This is a genomic window from Flavobacterium faecale (assembly GCF_003076455.1).
GTDB lineage: Bacteria > Bacteroidota > Bacteroidia > Flavobacteriales > Flavobacteriaceae > Flavobacterium > Flavobacterium faecale.
This window is the reverse complement of record NZ_CP020918.1, coordinates 317,075-334,135: the sequence shown is the minus strand read 5'-3', so window position 1 is coordinate 334,135 and position 17,061 is coordinate 317,075. Positions and strand designations below refer to the sequence as shown.

Below are 17,061 nucleotides of genomic sequence, written 5' to 3'. Positions count from 1 at the left end.
TAGGGTTATGCTAATATAGAAAAAGAAACAAATCCTTAAAAAATATTTCCTTCTTTTTTTAACTGGTAAGTACTAGTTATGAAATGGTTATAAAATATATCGCTCGGTTGGTTATAAGAAATAGCGGTGTTTTGAGGTTTAGTCTTTGCAAATCTCAAAAATAGTACTACTTTTGCAACCGCAACAAGAAATAATGGCCCGTTCGTCTATCGGTTAGGACGCATGGTTTTCATCCATGTAAGAGCGGTTCGATTCCGCTACGGGCTACAATTCAAAAGGCTAAGCCTCGAAAAAGAAATTTTTCGAGGCTTTTTTTATGGGCTTCAATGAAGGTTTTTTGTAGTTTTGAAAAAAAATGAACAGTTATGCTTCAGCTCTCTCAGATTTGGATTTATCCAATAAAATCATTGGCCGGAATTTCATTGCAGCAATCTCAAGTTACCTCTCGCGGCCTTGAATTTGACCGTCGTTGGATGTTGGTTGATGATGCTGGTGTTTTTGTGACACAACGAAATTTCCCAGAGATGGTTTTGTTTAAAACAGCCATTAAGGATGGTTTTTTAGAAGTATCTCATCCATCAACTGCCTCAAATGTTACAATATCACTTTCGAATACAAAAAAAGGACCTGCTATATCGAGTATGGTTTGGGAAGATGAGGTTCAGGCCATTGTTGAAGATGAAAATATAGCTAAATGGTTTTCGGCTATTTTAAGGTTTTCGGTTCGACTAGTGTACATGCCAGATGAGAGTCACAGAAAGGTGGATCCTAGATATGCAATTGAGTCGGATAATATTACTTCGTTATCAGATGGTTATCCGTTTTTAATAATTGGACAATCATCATTGGATGATTTAAATTCTAGATTAAAAGAACCCGTTTCTATTCAGCGATTTCGTCCCAATTTTGTATTTCAGGGTGGTGTTGCATACGAGGAAGAAGGGTGGAAGAATTTTACTATAGGTAATCAGCAATTTCAAGGAGTTAAACCTTGTGGGCGTTGTGTGATGATATCTGTTGATCCAGAAAAAGGAATCGTTTCAGGTAAAGAACCACTCGCTACCTTATCTAAATATAAAATGGAAGGTAATAATGTTATTTTCGGACAAAATTTAATCGCCAAGGATAGTGGTTTGGTCACTGTAGGTGAGAAAATAATGTTCGAGTAATAAAATGAGCATTAGATTTTTTATATCGAATAAAAACTAAAGCTCATTTTTCGAAGTTAAAGCGTGCTGAAAATCGTTTTTATTTCGCTGAATGCAATAGGCTTAACTAAGTAATTTCCATTAAGGTTAAATTTTTCAGCCTGTATTTTGTCAGTTGCACTTACTGAACTCGTTAATATAAAAATATTAATTTTTGACTTAATTGGAATTTTAATAAACTCTTCTAGAAACTGCCATCCATCCCAAATAGGCATATTAAGGTCTAATAAGATTATTTCGGGCAACTTTTCAGAGGCCGTAAAAATAGCTTTTAGATGGTCGTAGGCTTCTTTGCCATTTTTGTAAATCATGATATTTTCGACCAGACCTGAAAGTTCAACATATTTTTTTGTTATAAATATATGAGTAGGGTCATCGTCAATGATACAGACTTGATCAATTTTTTTCATGTTCAAAATATATTTTAAAAGTGGTCCCTTTATTAATTTCGCTTTCAACTTCAATTTTTCCGTTCATCGCTTCGACTTGATTTTTGGTGATAAATAGTCCAATTCCGCGAGAGTCATGATGGTTGTGGAATGTTTTGTACATTCCAAATAATTTGTCGCCATGTTTCTCTAGGTTAATTCCGAGTCCATTATCAATGAATTTAAGTATGACATAATTTTCCGTCTGTTCCGTTTCAACTTGTACAAAGCTATCTCTCTCAGGAGAACTGTATTTGATTGCATTGGTCACAAAATTCATAATTATACTGTCAAGATAGGCAGGAATTACATTTACTGCAATGCTATCTGAAACCTTATTAATTAGTTTGAAATTTGCATTTTGAGCTTGGATCACTAGACTGTTAAAGGTGTTCTCAATAAATGGTTTGATTAGGGTAGGTTTTAACTTTGACTTATCAGATAAGTTAATTTGGACTACCTCAGTCAAATGTTGTATAGTTTCGGTTAGGTTTTGTGATGATTTTTTTAGGTAATCAAAAATTTCTGTATCACTAAAAGTTGGAAACTCCGCTTCTGTTAAGTCGATCAATGATGAAATTCCGCCAGAATGAGAGCGCAAATTATGTGATACGATATAAGCAAAGTTCTTTAAACGTTCGTTTTGTGACTCTGCTATTTCAAGTAATGCTGCTGTTTCTTGTGCTGCTTTTTTAGTCTCAGTAATATCTGCGGCAACGCCAAGGTATCCAGTAGTTTCTCCCTCGTGTGTAATTGGCGTAACCGAGAGTAAAACGGTTAACGTCGTTTTATCTTTACGTACATAGGTCCATTCATGAGTTTGGTGTAGGTCAACTTGGACTTTTTGTCCAAAAGGAGTATCCTTATTTATGTCGTTCTTAGATTTATGCAATTTTGGTGCGTAATACTCTTTAAGTTCACTTTCTAGATGGAATGCTTTTGTATTACATACATTAATTACTTCGCTAGAATCGTAACCAAGCATTTGTTCAGCTCCTTTATTAAACAAAGTAATAATACCATTAAGATCTGTACCTATAATGGCTACTTGCGTATTTGCATCTAGAATAGCTTGTTTATTGGATAATGTCGTTGATAGCTTTAATTCAAAATTCTTAGCTATGGTTATGTCAACTATTTGAGCTACAAAATATTGTATTTTATTTAATTCGTTTTTCACAGTAGAAACGGCGAGTATAATATGTACTATTGCACCGTTTTTATGAATGTAACGCTTCTCTAGCGTGTAATTGTCACGTTTACCTTGGATAAGTTGTTTTAGTAAATATAGATCAGTTGCTGCATCTTCAGGGTGTGTTATGTCTTGAAAGGATAGGTTTAAAAACTCTTCTTCAGGGTAGCCCAGTATGTCGCAAAGTTTCTTGTTTACTTTAAGCCAATTACCCTTTTCGGTTAGTAATGCCATACCGATGGCACCGTGTTCAAAATTTCCTCTAAAGGCTTCTTCGCTTATTTTTAATTGATCTTCAGTATTTTTTTGCTCAGTAATATCTTGAAAAATACCAATCATTTTTGGGTTTTCCCCCGGTTCTTTCCATATTCGGCCTGCAGCACGCACCCATTTATGATTATTTTTGGCTGTAACAAAGCGACATATTACATCATAAGGTTCCTCTGTCTCCAGCGTTTTAGTGATGGCTTCGAGTATAATATGTTGGTCCTCTGGGTGGTAAAATTCAACTGCTTTTGATTTATTGTGATCAAAATTCATTGGAACCTCATGAATTTTAAAAACTTCCTCTGTCCAAATTGTTTCGTTGGTAGTAAGGTCAAGTTCCCAAGTACCTACATGATTAATCCGTTGACTTTCTTTGAATAGCTCAGTAACCTTTTGTAATTCAATATTTTGCTTTTTGAGCGTGAGGGTTTGTCTGTGCAGTTCAAGTAATTTCATTACTTGAGCGCTTAGCAACCTCATTTTTTTGACTTGGTCTTTGTTTAGGGTTTGTGGTTTGTCATTAATCACGCAAAGAGTTCCTAGCGGGACACCTTTTTCTGTAACCAAGGGCATACCAGCATAAAAGATTACTTGAGCAGCTCCTGTCACCAACGGATTGTCAAAAAAGCGATGATCAATCGTTGCGTCTTCTACCAAAAACAATTCCTCAGGTTCATTTATGGCATGTGCACAAAAAGCCAGTTCTCTTGGAGTTTCTTTAGCGTCAATCCCATGATGAGATAGAAACCACTGCTTATCCTCGGTAATTAAACTGATTAATGAGATTTTTGTACCACAAATTTCAGCTGCCATTTGGGTCAAAAAGTCATAGTCTGAACTTTCGAGCTCTCCAATAATTTTATAGGATTCTAGTTCTTTTAATCGTTCAGCTTCATGCAGTGGCGTAGTAGGTTCTTTCATGTTTTTTATTGCGGTATTTTCCTCTCTAAACTTTTAATTACTTTAGAAAGCAGATATAAAAGTAAGATTATTATAATGCATAACAAATTAATTATTAAAATATTATCATCTTATGTCCTTAAGCCGATAAAGTGACAAATAGTCCGTGAAAAACACGAGTTGATTATGTCTTTTTTATTTAAATTATGTACTTTAAATTATTTTTAGTTTAATTCATTAATAATTAGTGCGCTATCATTTTAGGGTAATGATCATGTGATGGCATCCAATAAATAAAAAAGCTTGTTTGGGTTCTAAAAATTTTATAATTTTGCCACCCAATTTTATTATGTAAATTAAAGAAGAAGATGGATATTAAAAGAGTAGCAATAGACGCAGTAAGCGAAACTATAGTAATGAATGTGGTTCACATGGATTACAAAGGTCAAATAACCAAAAGAATCAACGAAAAAATGCCATTGGCACAAGTTAAGGGATTTAGAAAAGGTGCTGTGCCTAAAGATCTTGTTGAAAAACAATACGGAAGAGAGATCAAAAAAGAAGAAATCAAAAAAGTTGTTGATTTAGCTCTTGAACGTTTCATTCAGTCAGAAAGATTGAATCTTTTAGGTACTCCACTTCCTGTAGTTAACGAAGATTTAGACTGGTCTGCAGAAGAACTAACTTTTGAATTCGAAATTGGTTTAGTACCAAATTTCGTTTTAGACTTAGAAGCTGAAAACCAAATCGTAAAATATGTAGTTTCTGCTGATGACAAATTAATCGACGGACAAGTAGAGCGTATTCAAAAACAATTCGGTACTGCAGTTCCTCAAGAAACTGTTTCTGAAGGTGTAGATTTGAGAGGTATCTTTACAAATGAAGCTGAAGGAATCGGAAATACTACTACTATCGCATTGTCTGCTTTCAAAGACAAAGCAACTGCAGATAAATTTATCGGTAAAAAAGTTGGTGACGTAGTTACTGTAAATACTAGTGGATTATTTGAAGATGCTCATCAATTGATGGACTACCTAAAAGTACCACATGATAACGTACATGATTTGGCAGTTGATGTTGACTTCACAATCGAAGAAATCACTACATCTGAGCCAGCAGAATTGAACCAAGAATTGTTTGATAAATTGTTTGGTGAAGGAACTGTAGCTTCTCTTGATGAGTTGAAAGCTAAAATTAAAGAAGATGCTGAGTCGCAATTTGCACAACAAGCAGACCAAAAATTATTAGGTGATGTTACTGAATTTTTAATCGAAAGCACAAAGTTTGACTTACCTGCTGCCTTCCTTAAAAAATGGTTGCAAACTGTAGGAGAGAAAAAATTATCTCCAGAAGAAGCAGAAGTTGAATACGAGCGTTCTGAAAAAGGATTGCGTTTTCAATTGATCGAAGGTAGAGCAATGTCTCAAACAGATATCAAAGTTTCTTTTGAAGATTTAAAAACTTTTACAACCAAAAATATCCGTCAACAAATGGCGCAATTTGGTCAAACAAACCCAACTGACGAAGAAGTTCAAGGAATCGTTGCAAGAGTTTTGTCTAACCAAGACGAAGTAAAAAGACTTTCTGAGCAAGTAGTTGCTGAGAAGTTATTGGAGGTTTTCAAAGAAAAAGCAAAACCAACAATCAAAGAAGTAACTTATGACGAATTTATTGCTGCGTCTTACGGAGAATAATTTCTAAAAAATTAAGTATATTTGAGCGTCATAAGAAGTTTTTCTTTGGCGCTCTTTTATTTTTATGGAGCTTTTCCAGCTGTTCGTTACAAGTTTTTTCATTACTGCCTTTTTTGTACGGCAAAAAAAGAGCTTCCTTTGGTCGCTTTTTTTTACCAACAAAAATAGGCATCCATTTCAAAAAGCTTTCCACTACCATCTGGGCTAAAAAATATACGACATATTGACATTATCTGTAAAGCGGAACGACCTTTGCAATAAATTACACAATTGAAGACTTAAAGTTAAACCTGAAATAAAAAAATATGAACTACGGTAAAGAATTTAAAAAATTTGCTACAAAGCACCAAGGAGTCAACGCAATGTATTATGATAAAATCATTGCTGCTATGAATCCTACCAATATGACTCCTTATATTATTGAAGAACGTCAATTGAATATCTCACAACTAGATGTTTTTTCTAGATTAATGATGGACAGAATTATTTTTCTAGGAACAGGTATTGATGATCAAATTGCGAACATCGTACAAGCACAACTATTGTTTTTAGAAAGCGCAGATGCTTCTAAGGATATCCAAATTTACTTGAACTCTCCAGGAGGAAGCGTATATGCAGGATTAGGTATTTATGACACGATGCAGTACATCAAACCAGACGTTGCTACTATTTGTACAGGTATGGCGGCTTCTATGGGAGCAGTACTTTTATGTGCAGGAGCAGAAGGAAAACGTTCGGCTTTACCACATTCAAGAGTAATGATTCACCAACCATCTGGAGGAGCACAAGGTGTGGCTACAGACATGGAAATCAACTTACGCGAAATGTTGAAGTTGAAAGATGAATTATACAAAATTATCTCTCACCATTCAGGTCAAACTTTTGATAAAGTACATACTGATAGCGAGCGTGATTACTGGATGATTGCTGACGAAGCAAAAGAATACGGAATGATTGACGAAGTATTGAGAAGAGGATAAAATCAGTTTGCAGTTTACAGTCACAGTGTTCAATACTGTGACTGTAAACCGAGACTGAAAACTATAAAAGAATGGCAAAAGAAAAATTAGAATGTTCATTTTGTGGACGAAAAAAGCCTGAAACCAATTTGCTTATTGCAGGTATCGATGCGCACATATGTGACAAATGTATCGAGCAAGCGCATGGCATAGTGCTAGAGGAGATTAAATCTGGAAAAGGAGCGAATACTGTAGGAGATTTAATTTTGCAAAAGCCAAAAGAAATTAGAGCTTTTCTAGATCAATATGTTATCGGGCAAGATCAAACCAAAAAAGTAATGTCTGTAGCAGTCTATAACCATTACAAACGTTTGATGCAACAGCAACAAGACGATGAGGTAGAGATCGAAAAAAGTAACATCATCATGGTGGGACAAACAGGAACAGGAAAAACATTGGTAGCCAAAACTATCGCAAAAATGTTAGATGTTCCTTTGGCAATCGTAGATGCTACCGTATTGACAGAAGCTGGTTATGTTGGAGAAGATGTAGAGAGTATTTTGACACGTTTACTTCAAGCAGCAGATTATGACGTTGCCAAAGCCGAACGCGGAATCGTTTTTATTGACGAAATTGATAAAATTGCTCGTAAAAGTGATAACCCGTCTATTACTCGTGACGTTTCTGGTGAAGGTGTGCAACAAGCTTTGCTTAAATTATTGGAAGGAACAGTAGTAAACGTACCTCCAAAAGGTGGGCGTAAACACCCAGACCAAAAATTTGTTGAGGTAAACACACAAGATATCTTGTTTATCGCTGGTGGTGCTTTTGACGGAATCGAAAGAATTATTTCGAAACGTTTGAACCGTCAAGCAGTAGGATATTCGACTTCAAAAAATGAAGACAATATCGACAAAGACAATTTATTGCAATACATCATTCCAAAAGATATCAAAGATTTTGGATTGATTCCAGAAATCATTGGTCGTTTACCAGTGCTTACACATATGGATCCTTTGGACAGAGCGACTTTAAGATCCATCTTGACACAGCCAAAAAACGCATTGATCAAGCAGTATCAAAAGTTATTCATGATGGATGAGGTTGAATTTTCAATCACAGACGAAGCATTAGATTTTATTGTTGACAAAGCATTAGAATATAAATTAGGAGCTCGTGGATTGCGTTCTCTTTGTGAAGCAATTTTGACAGATGCCATGTACGAACTTCCAAGTTCTGAAAACAAGGTGTTAGAAATTGACAAAGACTATGCTCAAGAGACGTTGAATAAAAATTTATTGAAACGTTTAGAGATCGCTTCTTAACGATTAATATAAAAACTATAAAAAAACCTGCTCCTTCATTGGAGCAGGTTTTTTTGTTTTCCAACAATATGTATTTGTTTTGTTCTTAAAATATCGGTGATTATCCTTTTTTATAAACATTAGATTACCGATTTTTGTTCAAACGTAATCAATAGATAAATAAAATGGCAATAGAAGATAAGGAGATTATTTTATTAAAAGTTTCAGGTCAAGACAAACCAGGGGTTACCGCAGGGTTAACATCAGTTTTGGCTACTTATGATGCAATTATTTTAGATATAGGGCAAGCAGATATTCATGATACTTTATCCTTGGGGATTTTATTCGAAATAAAAGCAGGCTCTTGTTCGGCTCCCGTGTTGAAAGACTTGTTGTTCAAAGGATATGAACTCGGAATCAAAGTAAAATTCATTCCGATTTCGATCAGTGATTATGAGAGTTGGGTAAAAACCCAGTCCAAGCAACGCTACATCATTAATATTCTTGGTGAAAAATTGGCGGCCAAACAAATCGCAGCGGTGACCAAAATCATGTCTGATCAACATTTGAATATTGATTCGATCAAAAGATTAACCGGAAGAACATCGGTTATTGATATTGAAGAATATCCTCGCTCTTGCGTGCAGTTGTCTGTGTCGGGAGATATTGTCAACAAAAAAGCAATGACGGCTAGTTTCATGGAGACTTCTAGAGCTTTGGATGTCGATATTTCTTTTCAAGAAGATACGATTTATAGAAGAAACAGACGTTTGGTTTGCTTTGATATGGATTCAACTTTGATTCAAACAGAAGTTATTGACGAATTGGCAGATTTAAACGGAGTAGGTGAGCAAGTACGCGCCATTACTGAATCGGCTATGAATGGTGAAATCGATTTTAACGAAAGTTTTAAAAAGCGAATGGCCTTGCTAGAAGGACTTAGCGAAGATGTTTTGCGCAATGTAGCAATCAATTTGCCTATCACAAAAGGTGCACATCGTTTGATGAAAGCGCTTAAATATTATGGTTACAAAACAGCAATCTTATCTGGTGGATTTACCTACTTTGGCGAATACCTGCAAAAAGAATTAGGAATTGATTACGTTCACGCCAACCAATTAGAAATTAAAGACGGAAAACTTACGGGTAACTATCTAGGCGAAATTGTAGACGGTAAAAAGAAAGCACAATACTTGAAGGAGATTGCAGAGAAAGAAGGAATACATATCAATCAAACGATTGCAGTAGGTGATGGAGCCAATGATTTACCAATGATCAATCTTGCGGGATTAGGAATTGCGTTTCATGCCAAACCAACAGTAAAAGAAAGTGCTGAGACGTCTATCTCTAGTCTAGGATTAGATGGTGTGCTATACTTATTAGGATACCACGATAGACACATTGATATGATGGATGAGATCTAATATTTATAACTAAATATATTCAAACGGTAGTGCTTTATTGTGCTACCGTTTTTTTTTTTTTTGATGAAATACAAATTTGAGGGATTTTCAAAAATCAAAAATCAAGAATCAAAGGTCAAAAATCAAAGGTCAAAAGTCAAAGGTCAAAAATCAATTTAAAGAAATCAAAAATCATTAAGTACTATTTTTATACAGTAGCTTTAACTTGCATGTTTATTAATTGCTCCAAATAATCACGACTATTTGACAAACGCGGAATTTTATGTTGACCTCCTAGTTTGTCACGGTCTTTGAGCCAATCATAAAATAAATTCTTGCGAGCTACATTAATTGTTAGTGGATTCAAAGTCATATTATTGTGACGTTTGGCCTCGTAGTCAGAATTGATGTTTTGCAGGCTTTCGTCCAAAATAGTTCTAAAGCGTTCCAAGTCCTGAGGAGGCGTTTTAAACTCAATCATCCACTCATGTGCTCCTTTTTCTCTGTCTTTCATGAAAACGGGTGCAACCGTATAATCGATCATTTCACACTGCATTGCTTTACAGGCTTGGGCTAGGGCTTTGTCTGTATTTTCGATCATCAATTCTTCGCCAAAGACGTTAATATGGTGCTTTGTACGCCCCGTTACTTTAATCCTAAACGGACTCAAAGAGGTAAAACGAATGGTGTCGCCAATCAGATAACGCCACAAACCAGAATTGGTGGTAATTACAATTGCATAATTTTTGTTCAATTCGACATCCACCAATCGAATGGCTTTTTGGTTTTCGGTGCCAAAGACATCCATTGGTATAAATTCATAAAAAATACCATAATCCAACATCAGTAATAATTCGTCAGAATAATTTAAATCCTGAATGGCAAAAAAACCTTCAGAGGCATTGTATATTTCGTAATATTTAAAATCGTTTTTCGGAAGAATATTTTTGTATTGTTCACGGTAAGGCTCAAAACTTACACCGCCATGAAAATAAACTTCCAGGTTCGGCCAGATCTCAAATAGATTTCCTTTGCCGGTTTCTTCGAGCATTCTATTCATTAAAACCAACATCCAAGAAGGTACACCAGCAAAACTAGTCACATTTTCATTTTTGGTTTCGTTAATGATGGCAGCAATTTTTGTTTCCCAATGGCTCATTAACGAAATTTTGCTATTTGGCGTACTACTGAATTCGGCCCAAATAGGCATGTTTTCGATCAAAATCGCCGATAAATCCCCAAAGAAGCTGTTGTTATTCTCATAAATTTGTGAGCTACCACCCAGGCGCAAACTTTTGCCCAAAAACATCTCTGAGTTTTCGTTGTTGTTCAAGTACATACACAACAAATCTTTACTACCGTTGTAATGGCAACCATCTAGCGCTTCATTGCTTACGGGTATAAATTTGCTTTTGGCATTGGTTGTACCGCTTGATTTTGCAAACCATTTGATATGGGTATTCCAAAATAAATTTTGTTCCCCATTACGTGTGCGCTCAATCATGGGCTGAATCTCTTCGTATGTACACACAGGGACGCGATCACAAAATGTTTTGTAAGACAAGATAGAGTCAAATCCATATTTTCTGCCAACTTCAGTATAGCGTGCTGACTGGATCAAGTCCATAAGTAACTCTTCCTGAACCTCATTAGGATACTTCAAGAAAAGCTCAATTTGATGAATGCGTTGTTTTAAAACCCAAGAAGCAAATGAATTGATGATGGTTAGCGGCATTTTTTGATTGTAATTTAAGGATTTTTGAATTAGGATTTGAATATCGGTCAACAAATGCTAATTTTACAGCGGTATCAAAAATACTAAAATTATTATATATAAAATCCTAAATTTTAAAAATCCTATAGTGTTATGACATACGAAGGCGTACTTACCAAAATGCAAACAGAATTCGGAAATCCTATTCAGTACTATTTGGTTTTTGAGGATAGTTTTTTAAATATGAACCAAATCCTGAATCAAGAGATCGAAATTAGTTTTGTGGGCTATCAATGTTTGAATTGTGGTAAAAAAAAGAAAATCTTTCGTCAAGGATTCTGTTACGACTGTTTTTACTCGAGTGCCGCTGTGGGCGATTGGATCATGCGTCCCGAACTAAGTACCGCTCACCTTGGCGTAGCTGATCGTGATTTGGATTACGAACAAAAGGTGCAGTTGCAACCGCATATCGTATATTTAGCCTTATCAAGTGAGGTAAAAGTCGGGGTAACGCGCAAAACCCAAGTGCCCACACGATGGATCGACCAAGGCGCTAACGAAGCCATCTCTATTATCGAAGTTCCCAACCGCTACCTGGCCGGAATCACCGAGGTAGCCCTAAAAAATCATTATGCCGACAAAACCAATTGGCGCAAAATGTTAACCAATGACGTCCCAGCAGCAGATTTAATCGCAGAACGCATGAAACTTGAGGCGCTTATTCCAGCCGAAGCACGCGAGTATTTCGTTCTAGATAAAAATGATTTATACCAAATGGAGTATCCTGTTTTGCAATATCCTACCAAAGTAAAAAGTTTAAGCCTAGACAAAACACCCACTTTTCAAGGAAAACTAACCGGAATCAAAGGCCAATATCTAATTTTTGAAGACAATACCGTTTTTAATGTCCGAGGTTCTGAGGGGTATGTGGTGCAGTTGAAAGTGTAAGTTTTATTTGGGCGTGACCCGCAGAAAAAGCGGGTCGGGCTATACATTGCAAGTCCTCAACAAGTTTCGCTATCGCTACACTTGTTTGCGGGCTTTCCATTTCTATCCCTCACGCGAGATTGTACTAAATATAATGATGGTTTAATAAATTTTCACGTGAGACACTCCCAGTATGACAAGATTGTAGCGCTTTTTTACTTAGCAAAAAAAAACTTATATGGTCTTTAATTTACAGCAGTGCTCAATATTCAGTTTATCATAAAGGCAAAACTTATATGACTTTTATGGTGAAAAAAAACAGCTACCTCAGACATGCAATCCGTGCCCGCAATAGCAAGTCGTACTAAAAATGAAGAAGTAACCAAGCTGTTCAGTTCACACCCAATCTAAAAAAAAAGCCGTTTCAAGATTTTAATCTTAAAACGGCTTTTGTATTTTTATTCGGCAGCTTTTGGCTCTTCGGCAGGTTTCTTTTTATTCAAAAAGCCTTTTAGTAAGTTTGTAGCTTGTTTTTTAACTTCTACTTTTGCTTGTTCTTGCACCTCAGCTTTAGTGGTTGGGATAACCGTTTTGGTAGTGTCTCCCGGTTTTTTATTTTTATTGATCAGGTCGGTTAATTTTGATGTTCCCTTGCTAATCAAAGCTGCTTTCTGTTGTTGCACCAATTGATTAGTCAGATTGGTAACCGCCGTTTTAAGGTCGGTCGATATTTTAGGATTCGAAAAATTTCCGGTCATCAAAGCGTTAATCGGAATGTTTTCTAACTTGGCAGCATCTGCAGGAGTTAATTTTGCGATTAATGCATTCGCATCTGAACCTAAATATTTGGCTGGTACATCAAACTTTAAATTGTAATTCATCGTTTGGTCAAATCCATGTGTACCGCCAATGGTAGCCTTGATGTCTTTGTACTTAATGTCAAAAGGTCGAACATTTATTTTTCCGTCTTTAAATGTTACCGCTGCTTTTAAATCATTGAAATTGATTTTACTTAAATCCAAAAAATTAATGTTTGATGTAAGCGCAGTCAATAATGTCGAATTACTTGAATTCACCGTAGTTGAAAGCAACTGACCCAATAAATCACCCGTTAAGGTTGTAAGGTCAGGACTCATGTCTTTGGTTAAATTTCCGTTTAATTTGATGGTTGAGTTTAATTTTCCATTGATGATTCCGGCAATTGGAGCAATCTTTTTCAGCATGTCCAGTTGCGTGAACGATTGTGCAATATCTACTTGGTTTAGACCTAGATTCATATCAAATACAGGTGTTTTTCCTTTAGTAGATACTGATCCATTCAAACCAATACTTCCACCAAAAATGGATGTTTTCACGTTTTCCATGGTAACTTTCTCATCTTTTACGATAAGTTTACCCGAAACATCTTTCAGGGTTAGATTGTCATACAAAACCGTATTGGCTTTTGCGCTAAGCGTACAATTTAAAAAAGCAGGAATCTTCATGGCATCAGCAGGTTTAGCGGCTTCAGTGCTTGTTTTTGCAGGCTCTTCGGTAGTCATAAAATCACTTACTGCCAATTGGTTAGAAGTTAGACTGAAATTCCCCTTCAATTCTTGATTTTTAAATATAAAACCATAGAAATTGTCCAATATTCCAGTTACAGCAATATCACTTTTTCCGGTTGTTGCATTAAATTGTTTCAAATTTACTTGACTAGGATTAAATTGAACCATGGCAGTACTAATATTCATTCCTTTGCCGTTTTCATCCGTGTATTTAAACCCAGAAAGGCTCATAGTTCCTGCATTGTATATTTTTGCGTAGTCACTTTTAGTCACAGATTCCATATCAAATTTAGTTTCCACATCTGCTTTTAAAATCCCAGATAAGGGTGTGTCCAATTTAATAGGATAGGCTTTTGATAGGTTTCCAAGATTAATAGTTCCTTTCAACATTGCATCTACCAATGCATTTTGTGTTACGTTTTTGATGTTGGCTTTGGCATTAAATACGTCTTTATCAATTTGAAACGATAACTTGTCTAGGTTGACATAGGTGTCGTTCAAAATTCCGGTTTCATTAATAATTTTAGTATCAATAACTATGTGTTGTACTGATTTTGGTAAGTCTGGATATTGAAAAGAAGCATTGTTGGATGCGATTTCGATATTGAATTTTGGTACCGTTGTTTCGGTAAGCGTTCCTTTTGCAAATCCCACTACGCTGAAATCTCCCGTGGTTTTTACATTGTCAAGACTTGATGCGTAGGCCACCGGAATTAATCCTAAGAAATTTTTAAAGGAAGAGGTTGGGGTTTTAAATTTTAAATCATATACTTGACCGGCTTCAACCATTTGAATAAAACCGTCAAATTCCAATGGCAATTGGTTGATTAAAGCTTTGTTTTCTTTAAAGGTGTATTTGCTTTGTTCCAAATCGATTCCTAAAACTGCATCCAACGTAAGGGCTACATTTTTCATATAGTTGACCTTGTCCATATCTAATGAAACTTTTGCAGTAGATTTGGTTTTTAAATCTAATTTTGATGCTGCAAAATCACCTGTTCCTTCATGATTTAAACTATTAATAACCATTTTTATTTTTGAGCCTTGGTCGGTGTAGCGAAATTGAAAGTTCTCAATCTTATATTCCTGAATCGATAAATTCAATGGATCACTCGCTTTGTCTGTAGCAGGTTTGTCGTCTTTCAAGGCAATATCATAATTCCCTAATCCATCTTTGTTGAAGATGATATTGATCAATCCGTTTTTGCTGGTAATTCCTTGAATACTTATTGCCTCATTGTTTTCTTTGAAAAGTTCTTTGACAGACATCTTTAAATTTAGTTCACCCAAAGCGACCAAGGTGTCACCCGCAAAAGGTGCCTTATTGATGATTACCAAAGAGTCCAAAGTCACTGTGGCATTTGGGAAACTTTTGAATAAACTTAAATCAGCATCTTTGAAACTTACGTTTGCATCAACTTTTTCATTTATAGCTAAAGCAATTTTTGCTTTAATTTGATCTTTAAAAAAATAAGGAATTGCAAATAAACTTCCGATTACCAAGAGAAGGAGTCCTCCAATTATTAGTGCGATTTTCTTAACCATATTGTAATTGTTTTTAATATTCGATAAGCATCAAAAATGTTGCCTAACAGTTTTTGAAATATACGACTTTGAGTAACTGTTGGTTTTATACAATTATCAATACCTTTTTCAATAGTAGTATTTTGTGCTTAATTAATGTCAAATTCATAAGGCATGATCACTTGAATTCCTTTGCGGGCCTGCAATTTTCTTACTTGCTGGATTATTTTGTAGTTCTCAATTCCTATTTCTTCTTTTATAAAATCAGATTTTGATTTCACAAATGGGAGTTGGCTCAACATATCTTCAAAACTTTTATTAAATTCCGGAAAATTCTTAGTCGAATATTCTTTAGTTTTTGCCATGGCTGCAGCAGCTTTGATAGCGTCGTTTAAGTTTCCAATTTTATCAACCAGTCCTATTTTTAGGGCTTCGTTTCCAGTCCATACGCGCCCTTGCGCAATCGAGTCTACTTGTGCAAATGTCATTTTTCGTCCTTGGGCTACATGTGTAACAAAGGTTTTGTAAATGTGTTCAACGCCTTCCAGTGTAACCGCTTTGAATTTTTCATCAATTGGCACAAAAGGACTGTATTCTGAAGCGTTTTCATTTGTTTTTACCTGTTCGATATTGATTCCGATTTTAGCAGTTAATTGGCTAAAGTTGGGCAAAATCCCAAAAACACCAATAGAACCCGTGATGGTATTTTTCTCAGCAAAAATCTGATTCGCATTACACGCAATGTAATACCCGCCCGAAGCAGCATAATTCCCCATAGACACTACTACAGGTTTTACTTTTTTGGTCAATTCAATTTCTCTCCAAATTAAATCAGAGGTCAATGCATTTCCACCTGGACTGTTGATGCGTAGTACAATTGCTTTAATGTTTTTGTCTTTTCTTGCATCTTGTAACGAACGATTCATCGATATTTCTCCAATAGTATTCACATCACCCTCGCCAGATTGGATTTCGCCTTGCGCATATATGACTGCAATTTGGTCGTCGGCTTCGGTTAGCTCAGATTCCGTCAAGAGTTTAGAAGTATAGTCACTTATCGAGATCTTTTTGTAGTCCTCTTTTTCTGCAACTTTTAATGCTTTTTTAATAGCAGAGTGATATTCATCTTCATAACCTATAATGTCTATTAATTTTTCTTGCTTTGCCAATTCAGGTGTTCTAGCGGCCAAATTATTGGCAATATCATTTAGTTTTGCCACCGATAGTTTTCTGCTAATGGCAATATCTGTCAAGGTTGCACTCCAAATAGATTGTAGTAAAGCAGTAACTTGTTCCCGATTAGCATCACTCATTTTATTTTCCAAAAAGGGTTCTACGGCACTTTTATATTTTCCGTGTCGAATGACTTCCATTTTGATTCCGGTTTTCTCTTGCAAATCTTTGTAGAACATGATCTCAGACGAAAGTCCTTTAAAGTCCATGTCTCCAACAGGATTTAAATAAATGGTGTTGGCCACAGAGTTTAGGTAATATTCTTTTTGTGAATAGGTATTGGCATAGGCCATGATGAATTTTCCTGATTTTTTAAAATCTTCTAATGCATCACGTAGCTCTTTGGTTTGTGCCATTCCCAGAGCAGAACTATTGTTTAAAATTGAAATACCTTTTATATTGTCATCTGTTTTAGCCACAGTGATCGCATTTATGATATCGGTCAAGCCAATTCCATCTCCTGCAGAAAATTTACTCATCCAAGGATCTTTGAATTTCCCGGCATAATCAAGAGATACGTCTTGCAAATTCAATTCAATAACAGAATTGTTGTCTACGGTAGCCACCTCAGACCCGCCACCTACTGCAGCAGCGATCACGCCTATACCAATTAGGAATAATAGACAAAAAACAAAAATACCTACTATGGTAGCTAATACATTTCCTAAAAATCTCATATTTATTTCGTTTTAAAAAGAATCGATCTGCACAAAGTTATGCTATGTTCGATTTAGTTTATACAAATATATTCCTATTTCTAA

Annotated in this window: 11 protein-coding genes and 1 tRNA gene; 7 read left to right on the top strand and 5 right to left on the bottom strand. The window is 35.6% G+C overall.

What is annotated here, in order from left to right; all coding sequences use genetic code 11:
• The first annotated feature begins 195 nt into the window (after positions 1 to 195).
• Positions 196 to 267 (top strand) — tRNA-Glu (locus FFWV33_RS01540).
• A gap of 98 nt (positions 268 to 365) precedes the next feature.
• On the top strand, positions 366 to 1,169 hold the full coding sequence (locus FFWV33_RS01535; RefSeq protein ID WP_108739263.1) for an MOSC domain-containing protein: 804 nt from the start codon (positions 366 to 368) through the stop codon (positions 1,167 to 1,169).
• A 56-nt stretch (positions 1,170 to 1,225) separates the two neighbouring features.
• On the opposite strand, the gene FFWV33_RS01530 is transcribed toward FFWV33_RS01535, so the two are convergent.
• Complete coding sequence (locus FFWV33_RS01530) at positions 1,226 to 1,618, bottom strand: response regulator (RefSeq protein WP_108739262.1); 393 nt, start codon at positions 1,616 to 1,618, stop codon at positions 1,226 to 1,228.
• Positions 1,605 to 4,016, bottom strand: a complete 2,412-nt coding sequence (locus tag FFWV33_RS01525) for a GAF domain-containing sensor histidine kinase (RefSeq protein ID WP_108739261.1) — start codon at positions 4,014 to 4,016, stop codon at positions 1,605 to 1,607. The genes FFWV33_RS01530 and FFWV33_RS01525 overlap by 14 nt, the downstream gene beginning before the upstream one ends.
• Before the next feature lie 347 nt (positions 4,017 to 4,363).
• On the opposite strand from FFWV33_RS01525, the gene FFWV33_RS01520 reads away from it, so the two are divergent.
• The 4 genes from FFWV33_RS01520 (at position 4,364) to serB (ending at position 9,376) form a co-directional block, all read left to right on the top strand.
• Positions 4,364 to 5,689 (top strand): trigger factor, encoded by a 1,326-nt coding sequence (locus tag FFWV33_RS01520; RefSeq protein ID WP_108739260.1) that lies wholly within the window; start codon positions 4,364 to 4,366, stop codon positions 5,687 to 5,689.
• A 305-nt stretch (positions 5,690 to 5,994) separates the two neighbouring features.
• Positions 5,995 to 6,669, top strand: coding sequence for an ATP-dependent Clp endopeptidase proteolytic subunit ClpP (clpP, locus tag FFWV33_RS01515; protein WP_108739259.1), 675 nt, complete (start codon positions 5,995 to 5,997; stop codon positions 6,667 to 6,669).
• Between the two features lie 71 nt (positions 6,670 to 6,740).
• The gene (gene clpX, locus FFWV33_RS01510; RefSeq protein WP_108739258.1) at positions 6,741 to 7,973 is read left to right on the top strand and encodes an ATP-dependent Clp protease ATP-binding subunit ClpX; all 1,233 of its coding nucleotides are present in this window, start codon (positions 6,741 to 6,743) and stop codon (positions 7,971 to 7,973) included.
• A gap of 164 nt (positions 7,974 to 8,137) precedes the next feature.
• Positions 8,138 to 9,376: a phosphoserine phosphatase SerB gene (serB, locus tag FFWV33_RS01505; protein ID WP_108739257.1), complete on the top strand. Its 1,239-nt coding sequence runs from the start codon at positions 8,138 to 8,140 to the stop codon at positions 9,374 to 9,376.
• A 187-nt stretch (positions 9,377 to 9,563) separates the two neighbouring features.
• On the opposite strand, the gene FFWV33_RS01500 is transcribed toward serB, so the two are convergent.
• Entirely contained in the window at positions 9,564 to 11,090 is a 1,527-nt protein-coding gene (locus FFWV33_RS01500) for a GH3 auxin-responsive promoter family protein (protein WP_108742421.1), read from the bottom strand.
• A gap of 132 nt (positions 11,091 to 11,222) precedes the next feature.
• Here FFWV33_RS01500 and FFWV33_RS01495 point away from each other — a divergent pair, with 132 nt between their 5' ends.
• Positions 11,223 to 12,017, top strand: a complete 795-nt coding sequence (locus FFWV33_RS01495; RefSeq protein ID WP_108739256.1) for a DUF2797 domain-containing protein — start codon at positions 11,223 to 11,225, stop codon at positions 12,015 to 12,017.
• 437 nt (positions 12,018 to 12,454) lie between these two features.
• Here the strand turns inward: FFWV33_RS01495 and FFWV33_RS01490 are convergent, their stop codons facing one another.
• Together FFWV33_RS01490 and sppA are read right to left on the bottom strand one after the other, a co-directional pair.
• Positions 12,455 to 15,088 (bottom strand): AsmA-like C-terminal region-containing protein, encoded by a 2,634-nt coding sequence (locus tag FFWV33_RS01490; protein WP_108739255.1) that lies wholly within the window; start codon positions 15,086 to 15,088, stop codon positions 12,455 to 12,457.
• Between the two features lie 128 nt (positions 15,089 to 15,216).
• Positions 15,217 to 16,977, bottom strand: a complete 1,761-nt coding sequence (gene sppA, locus FFWV33_RS01485; RefSeq protein ID WP_108739254.1) for a signal peptide peptidase SppA — start codon at positions 16,975 to 16,977, stop codon at positions 15,217 to 15,219.
• Positions 16,978 to 17,061: the final 84 nt, after the last annotated feature.

Excerpts from the sequence above, each read along its gene's own strand:
- FFWV33_RS01535 (WP_108739263.1), top strand. The coding sequence starts at position 366 with ATGCTTCAGCTCTCTCAGATTTGGATTTATCCAATAAAATCATTGGCC.
- FFWV33_RS01530 (WP_108739262.1), bottom strand. The coding sequence starts at position 1,618 with ATGAAAAAAATTGATCAAGTCTGTATCATTGACGATGACCCTACTCAT.
- FFWV33_RS01525 (WP_108739261.1), bottom strand. The coding sequence starts at position 4,016 with ATGAAAGAACCTACTACGCCACTGCATGAAGCTGAACGATTAAAAGAA.
- FFWV33_RS01520 (WP_108739260.1), top strand. The coding sequence starts at position 4,364 with ATGGATATTAAAAGAGTAGCAATAGACGCAGTAAGCGAAACTATAGTA.
- clpP (WP_108739259.1), top strand. The coding sequence starts at position 5,995 with ATGAACTACGGTAAAGAATTTAAAAAATTTGCTACAAAGCACCAAGGA.
- clpX (WP_108739258.1), top strand. The coding sequence starts at position 6,741 with ATGGCAAAAGAAAAATTAGAATGTTCATTTTGTGGACGAAAAAAGCCT.
- serB (WP_108739257.1), top strand. The coding sequence starts at position 8,138 with ATGGCAATAGAAGATAAGGAGATTATTTTATTAAAAGTTTCAGGTCAA.
- FFWV33_RS01500 (WP_108742421.1), bottom strand. The coding sequence starts at position 11,090 with ATGCCGCTAACCATCATCAATTCATTTGCTTCTTGGGTTTTAAAACAA.
- FFWV33_RS01495 (WP_108739256.1), top strand. The coding sequence starts at position 11,223 with ATGACATACGAAGGCGTACTTACCAAAATGCAAACAGAATTCGGAAAT.
- FFWV33_RS01490 (WP_108739255.1), bottom strand. The coding sequence starts at position 15,088 with ATGGTTAAGAAAATCGCACTAATAATTGGAGGACTCCTTCTCTTGGTA.
- sppA (WP_108739254.1), bottom strand. The coding sequence starts at position 16,977 with ATGAGATTTTTAGGAAATGTATTAGCTACCATAGTAGGTATTTTTGTT.